The sequence below is a fragment of the Streptomyces sp. NPDC051183 genome (assembly GCF_040682455.1).
Lineage (GTDB): Bacteria > Actinomycetota > Actinomycetes > Streptomycetales > Streptomycetaceae > Streptomyces.
On sequence record NZ_JBFBBA010000027.1, the window covers coordinates 86,673 to 103,816 of the forward strand.

At 73.1% G+C, this 17,144-nt stretch carries 12 protein-coding genes; 5 read left to right on the top strand and 7 right to left on the bottom strand.

Annotated features, from left to right (window positions below):
- Window positions 1-15: 15 nt before the first annotated feature.
- The 6 genes from AB0M99_RS23470 to AB0M99_RS23495 form a co-directional block, all read right to left on the bottom strand.
- Window positions 16-468, bottom strand: a complete 453-nt coding sequence (locus tag AB0M99_RS23470; RefSeq protein ID WP_365923434.1) for a hypothetical protein — start codon at window positions 466-468, stop codon at window positions 16-18.
- 135 nt (window positions 469-603) lie between these two features.
- Window positions 604-900 carry a hypothetical protein gene (locus AB0M99_RS23475; RefSeq protein WP_365923436.1) on the bottom strand — a complete coding sequence of 99 codons (297 nt, stop codon included), beginning with the start codon at window positions 898-900 and terminating at the stop codon, window positions 604-606.
- Window positions 901-965: 65 nt separating this feature from the next.
- Window positions 966-1,304, bottom strand: coding sequence for a hypothetical protein (locus AB0M99_RS23480; RefSeq protein WP_365923438.1), 339 nt, complete (start codon window positions 1,302-1,304; stop codon window positions 966-968).
- A gap of 104 nt (window positions 1,305-1,408) precedes the next feature.
- Window positions 1,409-2,875, bottom strand: coding sequence for a type VII secretion protein EccB (gene eccB, locus AB0M99_RS23485; RefSeq protein WP_365923440.1), 1,467 nt, complete (start codon window positions 2,873-2,875; stop codon window positions 1,409-1,411).
- Between the two features lie 81 nt (window positions 2,876-2,956).
- A complete protein-coding gene (gene eccD, locus AB0M99_RS23490; RefSeq protein WP_365923441.1) occupies window positions 2,957-4,336 on the bottom strand; it encodes a type VII secretion integral membrane protein EccD in 1,380 nt (459 codons plus the stop codon).
- 81 nt (window positions 4,337-4,417) lie between these two features.
- Complete coding sequence (locus AB0M99_RS23495) at window positions 4,418-4,804, bottom strand: hypothetical protein (protein WP_365923443.1); 387 nt, start codon at window positions 4,802-4,804, stop codon at window positions 4,418-4,420.
- A 345-nt stretch (window positions 4,805-5,149) separates the two neighbouring features.
- Between AB0M99_RS23495 and eccCa the strand changes: the two genes are divergently transcribed.
- The 5 genes from eccCa to AB0M99_RS23520 all read left to right on the top strand — a co-directional run bounded on the left by eccCa (window position 5,150) and on the right by AB0M99_RS23520 (window position 13,539).
- Entirely contained in the window at window positions 5,150-9,172 is a 4,023-nt protein-coding gene (gene eccCa / locus AB0M99_RS23500) for a type VII secretion protein EccCa (RefSeq protein ID WP_365923487.1), read from the top strand.
- A complete protein-coding gene (locus AB0M99_RS23505; protein WP_365923445.1) occupies window positions 9,169-11,703 on the top strand; it encodes a hypothetical protein in 2,535 nt (844 codons plus the stop codon). Before eccCa ends, AB0M99_RS23505 begins: the two co-directional genes overlap by 4 nt.
- A 55-nt stretch (window positions 11,704-11,758) precedes the next feature.
- Complete coding sequence (locus AB0M99_RS23510) at window positions 11,759-12,115, top strand: VOC family protein (protein ID WP_365923447.1); 357 nt, start codon at window positions 11,759-11,761, stop codon at window positions 12,113-12,115.
- 84 nt (window positions 12,116-12,199) lie between these two features.
- The gene (locus AB0M99_RS23515) at window positions 12,200-12,739 is read left to right on the top strand and encodes a DM13 domain-containing protein (RefSeq protein WP_365923449.1); all 540 of its coding nucleotides are present in this window, start codon (window positions 12,200-12,202) and stop codon (window positions 12,737-12,739) included.
- Between the two features lie 2 nt (window positions 12,740-12,741).
- Window positions 12,742-13,539, top strand: a complete 798-nt coding sequence (locus AB0M99_RS23520; RefSeq protein WP_365923451.1) for an N-formylglutamate amidohydrolase — start codon at window positions 12,742-12,744, stop codon at window positions 13,537-13,539.
- Between the two features lie 93 nt (window positions 13,540-13,632).
- Here the strand turns inward: AB0M99_RS23520 and AB0M99_RS23525 are convergent, their stop codons facing one another.
- On the bottom strand, window positions 13,633-16,944 hold the full coding sequence (locus AB0M99_RS23525) for a S8 family serine peptidase (protein ID WP_365923453.1): 3,312 nt from the start codon (window positions 16,942-16,944) through the stop codon (window positions 13,633-13,635).
- Window positions 16,945-17,144: the final 200 nt, after the last annotated feature.

The following is a 17,144-nucleotide window of genomic DNA, read 5'->3' on the forward strand; positions in this document are numbered from 1 at the left end:
TGGGGGGTGTCTCGTCTACTTGGAGGGAGTCGAGGGTCCGGGGCTCTGCGTCTTGGCGCCCTGCTGGATCGAGTTGAGGATCTCCCACATCTCGGTGACGCTGACGGCGTCGTCGGCGGTGTTGTCGAGGATGAGCTTGATGGTCTTCAGGGTGAGGAAGCCGCTGTCGGCGACGCCGCGGAACACGTTGAGTCCGCTGACCACTTGGGCGCACATCGCCTTGAACTCCTCCTGCACCTCCTTGGCGCTCTGCAGCTGACCCGTGTTGCCCGGAAGGATCTTGCCGTCGTCGCCGATGCCGTTCCCCTGCGCCCACTGGGTCAGGCCCGCCACGGCCGGGTCCTCGCCGAGGTCCTTGAGGAGGGTCTCGAACTTGTCCGCGAAGTCCAGCAGGACCTGTTCGGTGATCTTGAACGAGCCGTTGTCGCCCTCGTCGTCCGAGTCTTCGTTGGGGGGCTTGGCCGCCATGCGCGCTCTCCTGCCTTCGGGTGGGCCGTGCGTGTCCGGCAGGAAGAACGGGGCCCCCGCGCCGCCCGGTTCACCCCCGGTACGGGAAACCCGGCCCGCGCGCGAGCGCCGTCGGGCCGGGTCCGGGTGCGCGGATCAGCGCTGGAACAGGTAGGCGCTCTTGCGGTCGCCGTTGCGGATGATGCTGTGGGCGTCGGCCAGGAGGTCGGCCCCCTTGTCGAACTGGGAGGACAGGCTCGCGTCCAGGTTGTTGACCGCCTGCTTGAACTCGGCGAACTCCTTGGCGGCCTCACCGGTGAACTCGGTCCTGATGGCGTCGAGGCGCTGGACGATGGTGTCGAGGGCGCTGTTCATGGTCGCGGCGACCTGCTTCATCCGGTCGTTGGCGTCCTGGAGCGCTCCGTGCTTGATGTCCATGTCCATTTCGCTCATGGCGATTCCTTACGTCAGTGGGGAGGGACTGCCGAAGACGGCGGCGTACGAGCGCCGGCCGGGGCCTACTTGCCGAGAATGTCGTAGACGTCGCCGGTCCAGAGGTCCATGTTCGAGTCCGCTTCGCCGGCGGTGTCCGTCATGACCCTGCTGGTGACGCCGACGGCTTCGAGGAGGTCCTTGTACTCGGCCATCACCGAGCGGTAGCCGCGCTGCCAGTTCTCGATCTTGGCGATGAACTTGGTGCCGGCCGTCGACACCATGCTCTGCGAGACCTGGCCCGCGATGTCCTCGGAATCCGTGTAGGCACGCTCCATCGTCTGGAGGTGCCCCTCCAGTTCGTTGAGGGTCTGGGTGAGTACCGCTGACGAGACTTTGAGGTTGTCACCGGGGTTTTCGGGCACCTGATCTCCTTGGTCGGATCGTGTGTGGCGTGGGGTTCCCGGCAGGGTGAACGGGGCGGCACGGGCGCAGGGTTCACTGCCGGAGCAGCGCTCGCGGGAGCCGGTCAGCCACGGGGAACGGCGCCCGGGCACGGTGCGTCCCCGGATCCGGGGACGGGTTCCACCAGGCCGGCCGAGGCCAGCGCCGCCGGGTCCAGTGCGGGCCCGGACGGCAGCAGGGCCAGGAGGCCGGAGGGCACGCCCGCCACCCCGGCGCCGCCGTAGCCCAGGGTCTTCACCGCCTCCGGCGAAGGCACCGCGTACTTCACGCCGTTGTCCGCCACCAGGTACGTCGCTCCGCCCGCGCCCGCTCCGGACAGGGCCCGCACCAGCGCCCCGCCGCCGGGCCGTACGGAGATCCGGTCGGCCGTACCGCAGCCGAGCGCCACGCCCGGCTGGGGCGCGGGCGGCAGTCCCGCGACCGCCGCCGCCTCGACCACGGTCACCAGCGTGCGGGGCCCGCCCGCCGAGGGCTGCACCGCCGCGCACACGCTCTGCCCCGCCACCGGAGCCACCAGCTTCGGCGGCGCCCCGGGCAGCCCGGAACCGGGCAGGGTCCCGGCCGGCGCCGCATGGGCGGCCAGATCGGCCGCGCCCACCACCACGGCGACCGCAGGCGCTCCCGCGTACGCCTCCCGCTGGGTGCGGGGGTCCCCGCGCAGCAGCTCGAAGAGGGTCTGGTCCAGCGGTGCCAGACCCTGCTGGGCCAGGACGTACGGCTCTCCGGCCGGGCCGGTGAACAACTGGCCGATCCGGGTCGGCTGCCCGGCCAGCGCGGGCCCGGCCGAACCGCGCCCGGAGATCTCCGGCGGTGCCAGATCGGGCCCGGCGGGCAGGGAGTTGAGGAAGGCCGGCGGCACCGCGAACGGGGCGGTGGAGCCGTAGCCCAGCGCCGTTCCGGCGCCCGCGGCGACGTCGAGCCGCAGCCGTCTGCCCTGCCACAGCACATACCGGGCACCGTCCGCGGTGCCCACCAGCAGGCCCTGCCCGGGCGACAGGGCCTGGCCCTGCGAGCCGCTCCCGACGGCCACCGAGAGCAGCGGCGCGGCCTGCCCGGACGCGCCGCGGCCGGGCAGCCCGCAGACCAGCCAGGACCCGTCGGTCAGACGGGACTTGGCGGGCAGGCCGTCCGGCGCGCCGACGATCCCGACCGGTCCGCCCCGGGGCGCCGCCTTGAGCGAGTTCAGGCCGACCTGGGAGACGGTCATCTTCTCCCCGGCCACCAGCCGGGCGCTGGCCTGGTTGAGCACCGGGCGCAGCTCCCCGCCGATGAACAGGTAGCGCGCGCCCGTCTCCTTCACCACGACCAGGGTGCCGGGCTTGGCCCAACCGGTCGCGCCGCCCGGCTTGATGGCCCCGTAGAGGCCCATGACCAGGGCGATCACCATGGCGATGAACAGCCCGGTGCGGACCCCGCGGGTGGTCCGCCGGGTCGGGAGGTCCGGTGCGTCGGGTTCGCCGCGCAGCATGCCGGCCCCGAGCCTGCTCATCACGAACAGGTGCGCCTGTACCTGGTCGCGCCTGGACTGCATGTGAACTCCTCCGCAAGTGACGTCCTGTCAGGGCCGTGGCACGGCCGCTCCGGTCGGGTGCGCGCTCCGGCGCGCCGCCGGTCAGCCGCTGAGCCCGCGCACCCAGGCGAAGACACCGGCCACGGCCAGCGCGAGCGGGAGCAGGCTCAGCGCCAGCGCGCTGTGCAGCAGGTCGCCGGCCCGGCCCCAGTACGGCAGCATCCGCCGCCCCGGCACGGTCCACGAGGCGATGGCGAGTGCCGAGGCCACGGCCGTCAGCCCGGCCAGCAGCCCCAGGCGGCCGCCGGCGTCGAGCGTGACCGCCCACTGCTCGGTCAGCAGGGCCAGACCGTAGGCACCGGGCAGGACCAGGGCCAGCCGCTGCCACATGGAGCCCACCTCGCGCGCGTGCAGGATCAGCAGCAGGGACAGGGCGGCTGCCATGGCGGCGGGGACCCCGCCGGAGGCCGTGCCGACCAGGGTGAGGCAGCCGGTGCAGAGTGCGCCGGTCACCACGTGGAAGGCGGTCAGGTAGCCGTCGGCCACGGCGCTGCGGTCCAGTACGTCCTGCGCCGGGTACGGCTCGATGTCCTCCTGGAGCTCGTCGGCGGTACGCGGCAGCGCCGGGAGCTTCAGTCCGGACAGCCGGAAGGCGAACCCGGGCAGGAACGCGCCGAACGCCACGACCAGCACGGCGAGCACCGCGGCCGTCTCCACGGCCGTGAGCCCCGCCAGCGTGATGGCCCCGGCCACGGCGCCGGTCACCGCCGTGATCAGCAGCCCGAGGAAGAGCGGAGCCGAACAGGCCACGGCCGACAGTGCGAGGACCGCCGCGCCGGCCGCCGCCGAGCTCCCGGCCAGCAGCCGGGCGGGCGTCGCGTCACCGCTGCCCGTGGGCAGCAGCGCACCGGCCAGGGCGAGGTAGGGCACCGCCGCCGCGCCGAGCGCCGTACCGGCCCCGGCGTCACCCACCGCCCGGGCGGCGCTGGCCGCGCCCAGCAGCAGCAGTCCGCCGATCACGCCGGCCGTGACCCCGCGCAGCGGCCCGATGTCGCCGGACAGGGCCAGCAGGGCGAGTCCGCCCGCCAGCGCGGCGAGCGCGAGGCCGAGCGCCACATGGTGGGTGAGCGCGGGGCGCCACGAGTCGCCGCGCTGCTCCAGGCCGGCCGCCACCCCGTCGATGAGGTCGTCGAAGTGGACCGTGGGCAGCGTTTCGCGGCGCAGCCGCAGGAACAGCTGGTCGCCGTCCCGCAGTCCCAGGGCCTCCGCCGACCGCTCGTCGTCCAGGGGCTCCTCGCCCAGCCGCTGGAGCACCCAGCCGCCCGCCTCGACGGCCTCCTCGTCGAGGTCGTCCCCGGCGTAGCCGATGATGGTCGGCAACAGGTCCGCCAGTGGTACGTCGCCCGGTACGGAGAGCTCCACCACCTTGTCCGGCCCGTGGAATCTCAACCGGCACAGTCCCGCCACCGCGCTACCGCTCACTGCCCGCGTGTCCTTCCCGCTGTCCGTCCGGGGCGAGGCGCCCTCAGCGGCCAGATGAACGGGCGGGTCCCGGCCGTGGGTTCAGCGGCCCCGGCGCAGTTCACTCAGGAGGGCCTCGACGCCCTCGTCACCGCGCCGTCCGATCAGTACGGCGATCCAGCGGGTCACGGCCTCCTGCTCGTCCTCGGTCCACCCGGCCGAGGAGGGGTGTTCCTCGACCACCAGTACGCGTGCGAGCAGGCACAGCTCGTCGGAGGGCGAGGGCGCCGCGGACAGCCCCAGGAGCCGGGTCACCGCATCGGTCACCTGGGCGGCGGTGGCCTCCGGCACGTCCAGGCCGGTCCCGGCGGCCGGAGAATCCGGATCCGTATCCGCCTCCGCGGGGACCGTGTCCCGCAGCCAGGAGCGCAGCAGCGAGCGGACCTCGTCCGCCGCCGCGTCCTCATCCCCGTATCCGTCCTCGTACACCCGTCTCCCACCGCCGACGCCGCCCCGGCCACCGCCCCGGCACCGCGTGCTCCGTCTCGTCCGCCGTGGCGACCGGCCGGCGCGATGGCCCGGTGACCACCCGTAGATGCACACACTCTCTCACTGTTCACCGTTCAACCGCTTGCGCTCCGTCTGCGAACTCAACGTGCGCCCGGACCCCGCGGTTCACCGGCCGCCCCGGTGACGGGTTGAACCGCCCCCCGCCGTCCACCCGTTCCCCCTGGGCGAGGAGACCGCCGAACACAGTCGGCCGGCGAGGCACGAGGAGCATTTTCGTTGAGCGTGGTGCTAGTCAACCGCCCGCCGCGGCGGCCGGGCCCCGAGATGCCGGACGGCGAGATCCAGCTGCAGGAACCGCCCGTACTGCCCGAGAAGCAGAGCGGCATGGGCAACATCATCACCATGGTGCCGATGGCGCTGTCCTCGCTGTCCATGGTGTTCATCTTCCTGCGGCCCAACGGCGGCATCATGACGTACGTCGCCATGGGCACCATGGCCGTCTCCGCGATCGGCATGGTGGTCACCCAGATCATCCGCGGCAACTCCGACCGCAAACAGGAGCTCACCGCCGAGCGGCGCGACTACCTGCGCTACCTCACCCAGATGCGGCGCCAGGTGCGCAAGGACATCCGCAGCCAGCAGGAGGCGTTGGCCTGGCGCAACCCGGCCCCCGCCGAACTGGCCTCGCTGGTGCGGACCTCACGGCTCTGGGAGCGGCGCGCCTCCCATCCCGACTTCAGCGACGTACGGATCGCCGTCGGCTCGCAGCGCCTCGCGGTGCGCCTCGCCCCGCTCGCCACCAAGCCCGTGGAGGACCTCGAACCGCTCACCGCCCATGCCCTGCGGCGCTTCATCCACGCGTACGCGACCGTCGCCGGGCAGCCCGTCGCCATCCACCTGCGCGGCTTCGCGCAGGTCCTGATCCGTGCCGGCTCGGCGGAATCCGGGACGGAGCCGCAGGCCCATGACGAGGAGCAGGTCCGCGCCCTGGCCCGCGCCGTCCTCGCCGAACTGGCCACCCTCCACGCCCCCGACGAGCTGCGCATCGCCGTCGTCGCCGCGCCGGACCGCCGCGCCCACTGGGAGTGGATCAAGTGGCTGCCGCACGCCCTGCACCCGAGCGAGACCGACGGCGTCGGCCCGCTGCGGCTGGTCGCCGGCACCATCGGCGAGCTGGAGCAGCTGCTGGGCGAGGAATTCGGCGCCCGGCCGCCCTACGAGCCCGACGCGACCCCGAGCCGCGACGAGCCGTACACGGTCGTCGTGCTGGACGGGGCCACCTTCGCCGCCCCGCACCGCGCGGCCCTCGGCGGCTACCGCAACGCCACCGTGATCGACATCGGCTCCACCCTGGACTGGAAGCACAACCGGGTCACCCTCCGGCTGCGGATCACCGGCGGCTCGGCCGGTGCGGCCGGTGCGGCCGGTGAGACCGAACCGGACGGCACCCTGGAGATGGTGGGCGCCGACCGGAACCGCAAGGACGAGATCACCGTCCTCGGTGCCGCCGACACCCTGTCGCACCCCGCCGCCGCCCGGCTGGCCGCGCTCATGGCCCCGTACCGGCTGGGCGACAGCGTCGACGCCGGCGAGCCGCTGGCCACCGACTTCGACCTGACCGCCCTGCTCGGCATCCACGACCTCCACCGGTTCGACGTCAAACAGCAGTGGGCGCAGCGCAACCAGGCGAACAAGCTGCGGGTCCCGCTCGGCCTCGGCCCCGACGGCACCCCCATCGACCTCGACCTCAAGGAATCCGCCCAAGGCGGCATGGGCCCGCACGGCATGCTGATCGGCGCCACCGGCTCCGGCAAGTCCGAGCTGCTGCGCACGCTGGTGCTGGCCCTGGCCCTGACGCACTCCTCGGAGATCCTCAACTTCGTCCTGGTCGACTTCAAGGGCGGTGCGACCTTCCTCGGCCTCGACCGCCTCCCGCACACGTCCGCGGTCATCACCAACCTCGCCGACGAGGCCGAGCTGGTGGACCGCATGCGCGACGCCCTGCACGGCGAGATGATCCGCCGACAGGAACTCCTGCGCTCCGCCGGAAACTACTCGTCCCTCCTGGAGTACGAGACCGCCCGCGCCGCGGGCACCCCGCTCGACCCCCTGCCCACCCTCTTCGTCGTCGTCGACGAGTTCTCCGAACTGCTCGCCGCCCACCGCGACTTCATGGACCTCTTCGTCATGATCGGCCGCCTCGGCCGCTCCCTCGGCGTCCACCTCCTGCTCGCCTCCCAGCGCCTCGACGAGGGCCGCGTCCACCAGCTCGAATCCCACCTCTCCTACCGGATCGGCCTGCGCACCTTCTCCGCGATGGAATCCCGGGGCGTCCTGGGCGTCCCCGACGCCTACCAGCTGCCCTCCCAGCCCGGCAACGGCTACCTGCGCAGCGACATCTCCACCCTCACCCGGTTCAAGGCCGCCTACGTCTCCGGCTCCTACAGGCAGAAGCGGCAACCGGCCGCCCAGCGCGCCCTGATCGAGGGCCAGGTCATGGCCTTCGGCACCGAGTACGTCGCCCCCCGCACCCTGCCGGCCGCCGCATCGGAGGCCGCCGAGGAGGAACGGGAGCCGGAAGCGGAGGAGACCCGTTCGCTCCTCGACATCGCCGCCCAGCGCCTCCTCGACGCGGGACCGCCCGCCTACCAGGTGTGGCTGCCGCCCCTGGACGTGCCGCCGACGCTGGACGAACTGCTGCCCCCGATCGCACCCCACCCCGAGTACGGGTTCACCGTCGAGGGCGAGCTGCGTGGCGCCCTCAAGGTCCCCGTCGGCCTCGTCGACCGCCCCTTCCAGCAGGTGCGCGACCTGCTGGTGGCCGACCTCGGCGGGGCCGACGGGCACATCGGCGTCGCCGGCGCCCCGCAGTCCGGCAAGTCCACGCTGATCCGCACCCTGATGGCAGCCCTCGCGCTCACCCACACCCCGGCCGAAGTGCAGTTCTACTGCCTGGACTTCGGCGGCGGCACGCTATCGGGCCTGCGCGGCCTCCCGCACGTCGGTGGGATCACCGGACGGCACGACCCCGACCGGGTCATCCGGACCATCGCCGAGGTCAACTCGGTCATCACCCGCCGCGAGAAGTACTTCGCCGAGCTCGGCATCGACTCCGTCGCCGCCTTCCGCCGCAAGAAGGCGGCCGGGGAACTGCCCGACGACCCGCACGGAGACGTGTTCCTGGTCATCGACGGCTGGAACACCCTGCGCCAGGAGTTCATGGACCTGGTCCAGCCGCTCACGCTGATATCCCAGCGCGGCCTCAACTACGGCGTCCACCTGCTCGTCGGCACCACCCGGTGGGGCGAGATCACCGGTGCGCTGCGCGACCAGCTCCAGACCCGGTTCGAACTGCGCCTCGGCGACCCGGTGGACTCGGTGATCAACATGCGCGCGGCGGGCAAGGTGCCCAAGGTGCCGGGACGCGGGCTGACGGACGACCAGATGCACTTCCTGTGCGCGCTGCCCCGGATGGACGGCATCGGCGCCGCGCACGACCTGGGCGAAGGGGTCGCCGACCTGGTCGACGTCGTCACCGACCACTGGACGGGCCCGCGCGCCCCCGAGGTCCGGATGCTGCCGCTGGTTCTGAACGCGGCCGAACTGCCCGAGCCGCACGGCTCGTTGCGGATCCCCCTGGGCCTCGAGGAACAGGACGTCCAGCCGCTGTGGCACGACTTCTCGCAGGACCCGCACCTGATCGTCGTCGGCGACAGCGAGTCCGGCAAGACCAACCTGCTCAAGCACATCACCACGCAGATCATGCGCGCGTACACCCCCGACCGGGCCCGCATCATGCTGGTCGACTTCCGGCGCGAGATGTACGAGACCGTGCCCGAGGAATACCGGCTCGGCTACGCGGTGTCCGCCGACCCGGTGCGGCAGATGGTCACGGGAGCCGCGAAGGCGCTGGCCAACCGGGTGCCGTCCGCCGACATCACCCCGGACCGGCTGCGGGCGCGCGACTGGTGGAGCGGACCCGAGCTGTTCGTGATCGTGGACGACTACGACCTGGTCGGCAGCGCGATGTCGGCACACGCCTTCGCGGCGGTCCTCGACCACCTGGCCCAGGGCGTGGAGATCGGCCTGCACGTCATCGTCGCCCGGTCCGCGAACGGGGCCGGCCGCGCCATGGCGGACCAGCTCCTGCGCAAGCTCCAGGACGTCAACACCCCCGCCGTGCTGCTGTCGTGCCCGCCGACGGAGGGCTACCTCTTCGGCAGCACCAAGCCGAAGGTGCTGCCGGTCGGGCGGGCGCTGCACATCACCCGGCGCCGCACCGTGCAGCTGCAGACTCCGCTGCTGGACCCCGACAGCACGAACCCGCAGATCGGAACCGACGGATGACCACCCAGCCGCTCACCTCCACCCCCGCGCCCGCCGGATCGAGGCTGTGGCCCGTCGGACCGCACCTGGTCATCGCCCCGCAGGAGGCCGAAGCCGCGCTGACGGACGCCCTCGGCGGGCTGGCTCCGCTCCCCGACGCCGTGCTGGTCCTGGCCGCGGCGCCGGACGCGGCGCCGGTGCTGCGCCGCGCCCTGCCGGAACTCGTCGACCTCGCGGAGGTTCGCGGCGCGGCCCGTCTGGTGCTGGCCGCGTCCGGCCTCGCCGCGGCCGGCCCGGACGGCCGCCGCCCCGTCGAAGCGGTGGCGGCAGCGGCCCGGTTCCCGGTGATCGCCCCCGACGGCATGGTCACCGTCGACCCGGACGGCTCCCTCCGGGTCGCCGAGCCGGGCACCTGGTGGCTGACCGAACCGGGCGTCGCCTCGCGCCCCCTGGGCCCGGCCTGGCCGCCGGAGGTGGTGCCGGGCGTGGAGGCCCCGGAAGCACCGGAAGCGGCGGCCCCGGAGGCGGGTCCTGCCGCGCGGATGCCCGTATCGGAGCCCGTCGTGCCGGACGCGAGCACTGGGCAGGAGGAGCCCCCGCCGCCGCCCGCCCCGCCGGTACCCGTCGTGGCCGAGTCCCAGGGCGGCGACCACGGGTCGGCCGTCGACCCGGTCGGTGCCGCGTTGCGGTCCGGGCCCCGGCCGGTAGCCGTACCCGTACCCGTACCCGGGCGCCGGGTGGTCCCGGGCGGGTTCTGGCTGGGGGAGGCGCCGGAGGGGGTCGAGGCGCTGATCGGCGTCGAGCCCGGGAACCTCCTCCTCGGCGTGGGTTCCCCGCAACGGCCGGCGCTGCCCGCCCCCGAACTGCTGGCCCACGTACCCGAGGCCGCCACGGAGCGGGACGGTCTGCTGCTCAGCGCCCCTTGGGCCGGCCCGGCCGAGCTCACCGGCATGGCCGTCGCGCTGGCCGCCCGCCTGGGCCGGGACGTGCGCGCGGCCGTCGGTCTGCCCGTGCGCACGGCCGACGGCCACGCCACCACGTTCCTCGACGAGCGGGGCGCGGCCGCCTGGCAGCCCATGCTCGTCGAGCTCACAGCCTCGCCGGGGCACCGGCGCGTGGTGCCCTCGGCCTGGCTGCGGCTGCCCGGACTCGACGCGCTCGCCCCGGCCGTCCACGGGCCCGGGATCGAGGGATGGGTGCTGGAGACCGTGCCGGCCGGGCTCTGGCTGCGCCCGGCGGGCCGCTCGGCCAACCCCTGGCCCAGGATGCTGCACCGCGACCCGGCCCGCCCGGTGCTGGTGGTGGGGGAGCGGGATCGGGACATCGCCCCGGAAGTGTGGGACGCGCTGCCGGGCGTACTGGCCGCCCTGCCGGACCTGGGTGCGGCCGCTCCGTACGGCCTGCTGGTCCAGGGCAACCGGGCCGGCGAAGCCGACGCGCGCGCCTTCGCCGGGGCACACGGCCTGGACCTGCTCGGCCAGACCCCGGCCGGGTCCTCGCCGCGTCCGACGGCCCCGGAGCGGGCCGCACCGGCGCCGCCGCCGCAGCCCGAGCCGTCCCCGTCCGCCGCCCCCACGGAAGCCACCCCCGGCCCGCCCGCGCCTGCCCCGACCGCGTCCGGCCCGACCGCGTCCGGCCCGGCCGCGCCTGTCCCGGCGGCGTCCGGCCCGACCGCGTCCGGCCCGGCCGCGCCTGGCCCGACCGCGTCCGCCCCGGCCGGGCCTGGCCCCGCCACACACGTGCCGACCGCGTCCGTCCCCGGACCGGCCGGGCAGAGCGGGCCCGAGGACCGGGCCGCCCTCAAGGAACTCCTCGGCCAGCGCTACCACCTGCTCGCCAGCAAGACCGAGCTGCTCGCCACCCGGCTGCCCGCCCTCCGCTCCACCCAGCAGGACGACCTCAAGCCGGACATGGTCGCCATCGCGCTCTACCAGGCAGACACCCCCGAACCGGCCTGCCGTGCCGACCTGGTCGCGGCCGCCCGGGCCGCGGAGCCCGGGCCCTTCACCCCGTTGCTGCGCTGCCTCGGCTCCGGCCTGCGCCGCCTGCCCGGCCACTACGGGGCCGTCATGCTGGCGGCCCCGGCCGAAGAGGTCCCGCTGGACCGGTACATGCCCGGCTCCCTGCTCGTGGAGCCCGCTCCGGTGGCCGCCGTTCCGGCGTGCGACGCGGACCTGGAGGGCTCCGTCGAGTTCGGGATCTGGTCCACCACCGGCCGCCGTACGTCGGTGTTCGCCGGTCCGGACGACGAGCCCGAGGTGGTGTTCCCGCCGGGAACCGCCTTCTCGGTCCTGGCGCTCAGCCCGCCGCCCGACGACGAAGGGCCGATCCGGGTGCTGCTCCGCGAGATCTCGCCCGCCGAGGCCCGGACCGTAGGCCACGGCACGACCGCCTCCGGTGGCGGCGAGGACCGGTCCCGGGAACGGGACGAACAGGCGAAGGCCCGGCTGACCGCGTGGTTCGAGCGCCGGGACATGCTCCCGCCCGACGAGCGCCGCCCGCTGCCGGACGCGTCCCGGTTCCACCTGGCCCCGGGGGCCGCCCTCCGCTGAGGCGGGGTTGGTGTGGTGCCGGCCCGCCCGATCGCCGTCCTGGCAGGATGGCGGCATGGAACGTGTGCTGGGAATCGGTGGTTACTTCATGCGGGCTGCCGATCCGGCGGCCCTGACCGCGTGGTACCGCGACTGCCTGGGCCTGGACGCCGACGAGCACGGCCTGTGGCATCAGGGACCCGGGCCCACCGTGTTCGCGACGTTCGAATCCGGGACCGACTACTTCGGGTCCCGCGCCCAGCAGTGCATGCTCAACTTCCGGGTCCGCGACCTCGACGCGATGCTCGCGCAACTGCGCGCCCGGGGAGCGGACGTGGCCGAGGAGACCCAGGACATGGAAGGCGTCGGCCGGTTCGGCTGGGTCACCGACCCCGAGGGCAACCGGATCGAGCTGTGGCAGCCCGCCCGATGACGTAAGGGTTTCGTCACCGGTGCGGACATGGCACCCCCCGCCTCCAGCGCGTTGAATGTGGGTGAAGATCCGCGAGGGAGAGGCATGACAGTGCGAAACACGAGGCGGCGGAGCCGGCTGCTGGCCGGAGCGGTGATCGCGGCGGTGCTGGTCCTGGGCACGGGGCTGTACTGGTTCCAGCCGTGGAAGCTGTGGCAGAACGCGACCGTGAGTGAGGCACTGCCCGTCGCGACGGCCGCGCCGACAGCCGGATCGAATGCCGCGGCAGGTCCGCGGACGGTCGCCTCGGGCGAGCTGATCAGCCACGAGCACGCCACGACCGGATCGGTGAAGATCGTGCGGCTGGCCGACGGCTCGCACACGCTGCGCCTGGAGAACCTCGACACCAGCAACGGCCCCGACCTGAGGGTGCTGCTGAGCGATGCCCCGGTCAAGGAGGGCGTGGCGGGCTGGCGCGTCTTCGACGACGGCAAGTACGTGAGCCTGGGCAAGCTCAAGGGGAACAAGGGCGATCAGAACTACGAACTGCCCTCCGCCGTCGACCTTTCCCAGTACACCAGCGTGAGCATCTGGTGCGACCGCTTCGACGTCTCGTTCGGCGCCGCGACCCTCGCGAAGGCGTGAACGTGAACCATCCGCCCCAGCCCTTCCGGCTCCTCCCCGGCGCCGCCACCTCGCCGGTGATCCTGCACGTGCCGCACTCCTCGCGCGCCGTACCCGGGTCCGTCCGCAGCGGCATCGTGCTCGACGACCGGGCGCTCGAACAGGAACTGGACCACATCACGGACTCCCACACCGCCGAGATCGCCGCAGCGGCCGCGGCCGGGTCCGCCCTCACGCCGTGGCAGTTCGTGAACGGGCTGTCCCGACTCGTCATCGACCCCGAGCGTTTTCCCGACGAGCGCGAGGAGATGCTGGCGGTGGGCATGGGAGCCGTGTATTCGCACACCACCCACCGGGAACGCCTGCGTCCGGACGGCTTCGACGGCCGGCCCCTGATCGACCGCTACTTCCACCCGTACGCGGACGCGATGACGCGGGCCGTGCAGGACCGACTGGAGGCCGTCGGACGGGCCGTGATCATCGACGTGCACTCGTACCCGACGGAGCCGCTCCCGTACGAACTGCACGGCGGCGGCCCTCGGCCGCCGATCTGCCTGGGCACGGACCCCTTCCACACCCCGGCCGCTCTCCTCGCCGCGGCCGGGACGGCGTTCGCCGGCTTCGGCGGCACAGGACTCGACAGCCCCTTCGCGGGCACCTACGTACCGCTGGAGCACTACGGCAAGGACGAGCGGGTCGGTGCGCTGATGGTCGAGATCCGCCGGGACGTGTACATGTCCGAGCCGGGCGGTCCCGCCGGGCCCGGGCTCCCCGCGCTGGCGGCGGCCCTGGCGGAACTGGTGGACGGCGTGCTCCCGTAGCAGGCCGCCCGTTGGAGCACGAACGTGCTGGAAAGCGTCCTCGAACGCTTTCCAGCACGTCGGCGTCACGCGCAATCCGTCACCGCGGCAATGTCACTTGCCGTAGTACGCGTTGTGGATCGCCAGCGTCGACGTGTTGCCCTGCTTGTCCGTGACCTCGGCGAGGAAGGAGATCGCCTTGTCCTTCGCCGGGTTCTTCACGGAGATCCTGCCGTTCTCGACCTTCACGAGCTGCCAGGTCTTCCCGTCGTCGTAACTCACGGACACCGCGAGCGACTTGAGGTTCTTCCCGGCCGCCGAGCCCTGCACGGTCACCGGGATCCGGACCGGCTTGCCCGCCGGGGCGCGCGAGGTGAGGTCGACGGGGGCCGCGAAGCGGACCGTGGACACCGGCAGCGCCGTGGTGGTCGTGACCTCCTTGGAGCGGAAGGTGAAGCTGGTGTCGATGCGGGTGGAGGCCGCTGCGACCTTGGCCGAGCGCTCGACGGAGGTCGTCAGCCGGTACTCGGCGTCGGTGGCGTCGACCAGGAAGGGCCTGCGGCCGTTCAGCGGGTCGTCGTTCTCGCCGACCTTGACGCCGTTGCGGTACAGCGTCGAGGTGGCCGACGTATAGGCCGAGAAGCCCGTGTGGCCCTTGCCGTCGGCGAAGAGCGGCAGGGCGGCGACGATCTGGTGCTCGCCGGTGGCCGGGTCGGCCGCGGTGCGGAAGACGCCCATCCGCTCGCCCAGGAGCGGGCCGAAGACCCCGGTGTTGAAGGTCTCCTGGTACGTCATGCCGGCCGCGTAGCGCTTCGGCTCGACGGTCTCGTAGGCGCCGTCGTAGGCCGGGTAGCCCCACTGGTCGGGCTCGCCGAGCTGATCGACCTTGGTCGTCCACTTGACGCCGTCGGCAGTGGAGACGTGGAAGGTGCGCGAACCGGGTGCCGGCTGCGGAGCCGAGAACCCGTTGCCCTCAGGTGCGCCCGGGATGTGGGCGAACGGAGAGGCGAGAGTGGTCTTGCCGGGCGCGGAGGCCCCGACGTCGACCTTGAGGGTCGCCAGCTCGTTCGCCTTCACGTGCTTGGTGTAACCGGTCGCGAGCCGCTGCGCCTTGCCGCCGAAGGCCACCGAGTACTGGGTGGTGGCGTCCTTGAGGAAGTGCGCGTCCCAGGTCTGCAGGAGCGAGCCGTCGGTGATGTCCGGGCCCATGTGCGCGGTGCGGAAGCCGGTGAAGGTCTGCAGGACCCAGCCGTTGCCGATGCGGCCGATGTCGGTCGCGCGCTCGTAGTAGGCCCCCGCGAAGTCCGCGGTGTTGAGGCCGGGCACGGTGATGTCCACCGGCTTGGCGGCGCGCGCGTCGGAGGTGACCGTGATGTCGCCGGAGACGTCCAGCTTCGGCTGGGAGAGCCAGTCGGTGCCCTTGGCGAGGTCCGACGGGTCCTGGTAGACCGCCGTGTTGAGCGTGTACGAGCCCTTGGGCACGCGGATCTTGTGCGCGCCCGGCTCGTTGTCGATGCGGGCTTGGAAGCCCTTGCCGGGGCCGGCGACGCCGTACAGGCTGCTGGAGAAGTTCCGGGCGTCGGTGCCGTCGCGGTCGACGGTCCTGAGCGTGAGGTCGTAGGACTCGGCCTCGCGCACGGCCGCCGCGGCCGTGCGGACGGACTGGCCCGCGCCGGTGGCGGTGACGTAGCCCGAGTACGCGCCGTCGGCGTCGCCGATCCGGGTGTCGGCGGTCAGGTCGACCTCGGCCCTGCCGCCGGCGGGCACGGTCACCTTGGTGGCGCCGAGGGCGAAGAACCCGGCCGGGGCGGGCCTGCCCGCCGGGTCCAGCGCGGACACCGACAGGTCGAGGGTGACGTCGCTGGTCCCGAGGTTGCGGTAACCGACCTTCTGGGTGACCGGCTTGTCATCGGTGTGCGGCCACTGCGCGACGCCGAAGCTCAGCGAGACCGGATCGGCGATCACGCTCTGGGCCATCGCCCTGTCGACCTGGATGCGGCCCGAGCCCTGCTGGAAGACGGTGTACTGGCCGCCCTTGGTGGACGCGGTCAAGGCGCCCTTGAGCTCGGCGGACTGCCAGCCCGGGTGCTGCTGCTTCAGGATCGCCGCCGCGCCCGCCACGTGCGGGGTGGCCATGGAGGTGCCGTCGATCTGAAGGTAGCCGGGGGCCGGGTGCGGTGTGCCGGGCCGGGTGTCGATCGCGCTGCCCGGGGCTGCGGCCGCGGCGATGGCGACGCCGGGCGCGGTCACGTCGGGCTTGACGGCGCCGTCGCCCGTGCGCGGGCCGATGCCGGAGAAGGGCGCGAGCCTGTCGTCCTTGTCGACGGCGCCGACGGTCAGCGCGGCGTCCGCGCTGCCCGGCGAGCCCACCGTCGAAGCGCCGGCCTCGCCCTCGTTGCCCGCCGCGATGGCGAACAGGATCCCCTTCTCGGCGGACAGCCTGTTGACCGTCGCCTCCATCGGGTCGACCCCGGGCGAGTCCGGGCTGCCGAGGCTCAGGTTGACCACGTCCGCGCCCTCGGCGGCGGCCCACTCCATGCCCGCGATGATGCCGGAGTCGTCGCCGAATCCGTTGTCGTTCAGCACCTTGCCGCTGATGACCTTGGCGCCGGGAGCGACACCCTTGTACGTGCCGCCCGACTTGGCGCCCGTACCGGCGGCGATCGAGGCGACGTGCGTGCCGTGCCCGACGCGGTCCGCGGCGTCGGGGGAAGTGGTGAAGTTCTTCTCACCGACGACCTGGGTCCTGAGGTCGTCGTGGGTCTTGTCGACGCCGGTGTCGAGGACGGCGATCTTGACGCCCTTGCCGTCGTACCCGGCCTCCCACGCCCGGTCGGCGCCGATCTGCCGGACGCTGCGGTCCAGGCTGGCCCTGCGCACCCCGTCCAGCCACACCTTGTCGATGCCGGAGGCGGTGGCGCGCATGCCGCCCGCCCGCTGGTCGGTCAGCGCCTCCCACACCTTGGCCACGTCGTCCTGCGACGTACGGATGGCGTCGGCGTCGATGGTGGGGAACGTACGCCGCAGCTGGGTGTCGCCGGCGGCACGCACCTCGGAGCGTGCCGCCGCGCCGGCCCCGCCGTCGTACTGGACGATCAGCTTGAGGCCGTCGCCGTGGCTCTGGCGCAGCAGCGGGTCGGTCAGCTCGGTGACGTCGAAGAGCCGCTGGTCCAGCTTGCCCGCGGCGATCAGGCGCTGCGCGTCGCTGGGCACCACCAGCGTGTGGTCCTCGGTGCGCTGCACCTGTACGGGTATGCGTTCGCGGCCCTTGGCGGCCTCGAAGCCCACCACCTGACCCTTGGCGCCGACCAGCACGCGGTCGCCCGTGATGAGCCGGATCCGCTGGCTGCCGTCGGAGCGTGTGATGTCCGCGGTGTTCGTCGTGGTGGTCGTGTTCGCAGCGATCGCTGTCGTGGGGCCGGTCATGCCTGCCACGATGGCCACTGCCGTGGCCGCTGCGATGGTGAAGGCGCGTGCACTCTTCACATGGTCGCGCAAGTCTCCCCCAGGAGCTTGGGATGAAGGCGAGCGGTCGTGTCCGACCGTGGGCGGAGAAGCGCCCGATGCCCGGTCAGCGCAGTATGTGTTGTGATCGATTCGTGATCAACGGTGCGCCGGGAGTGAAG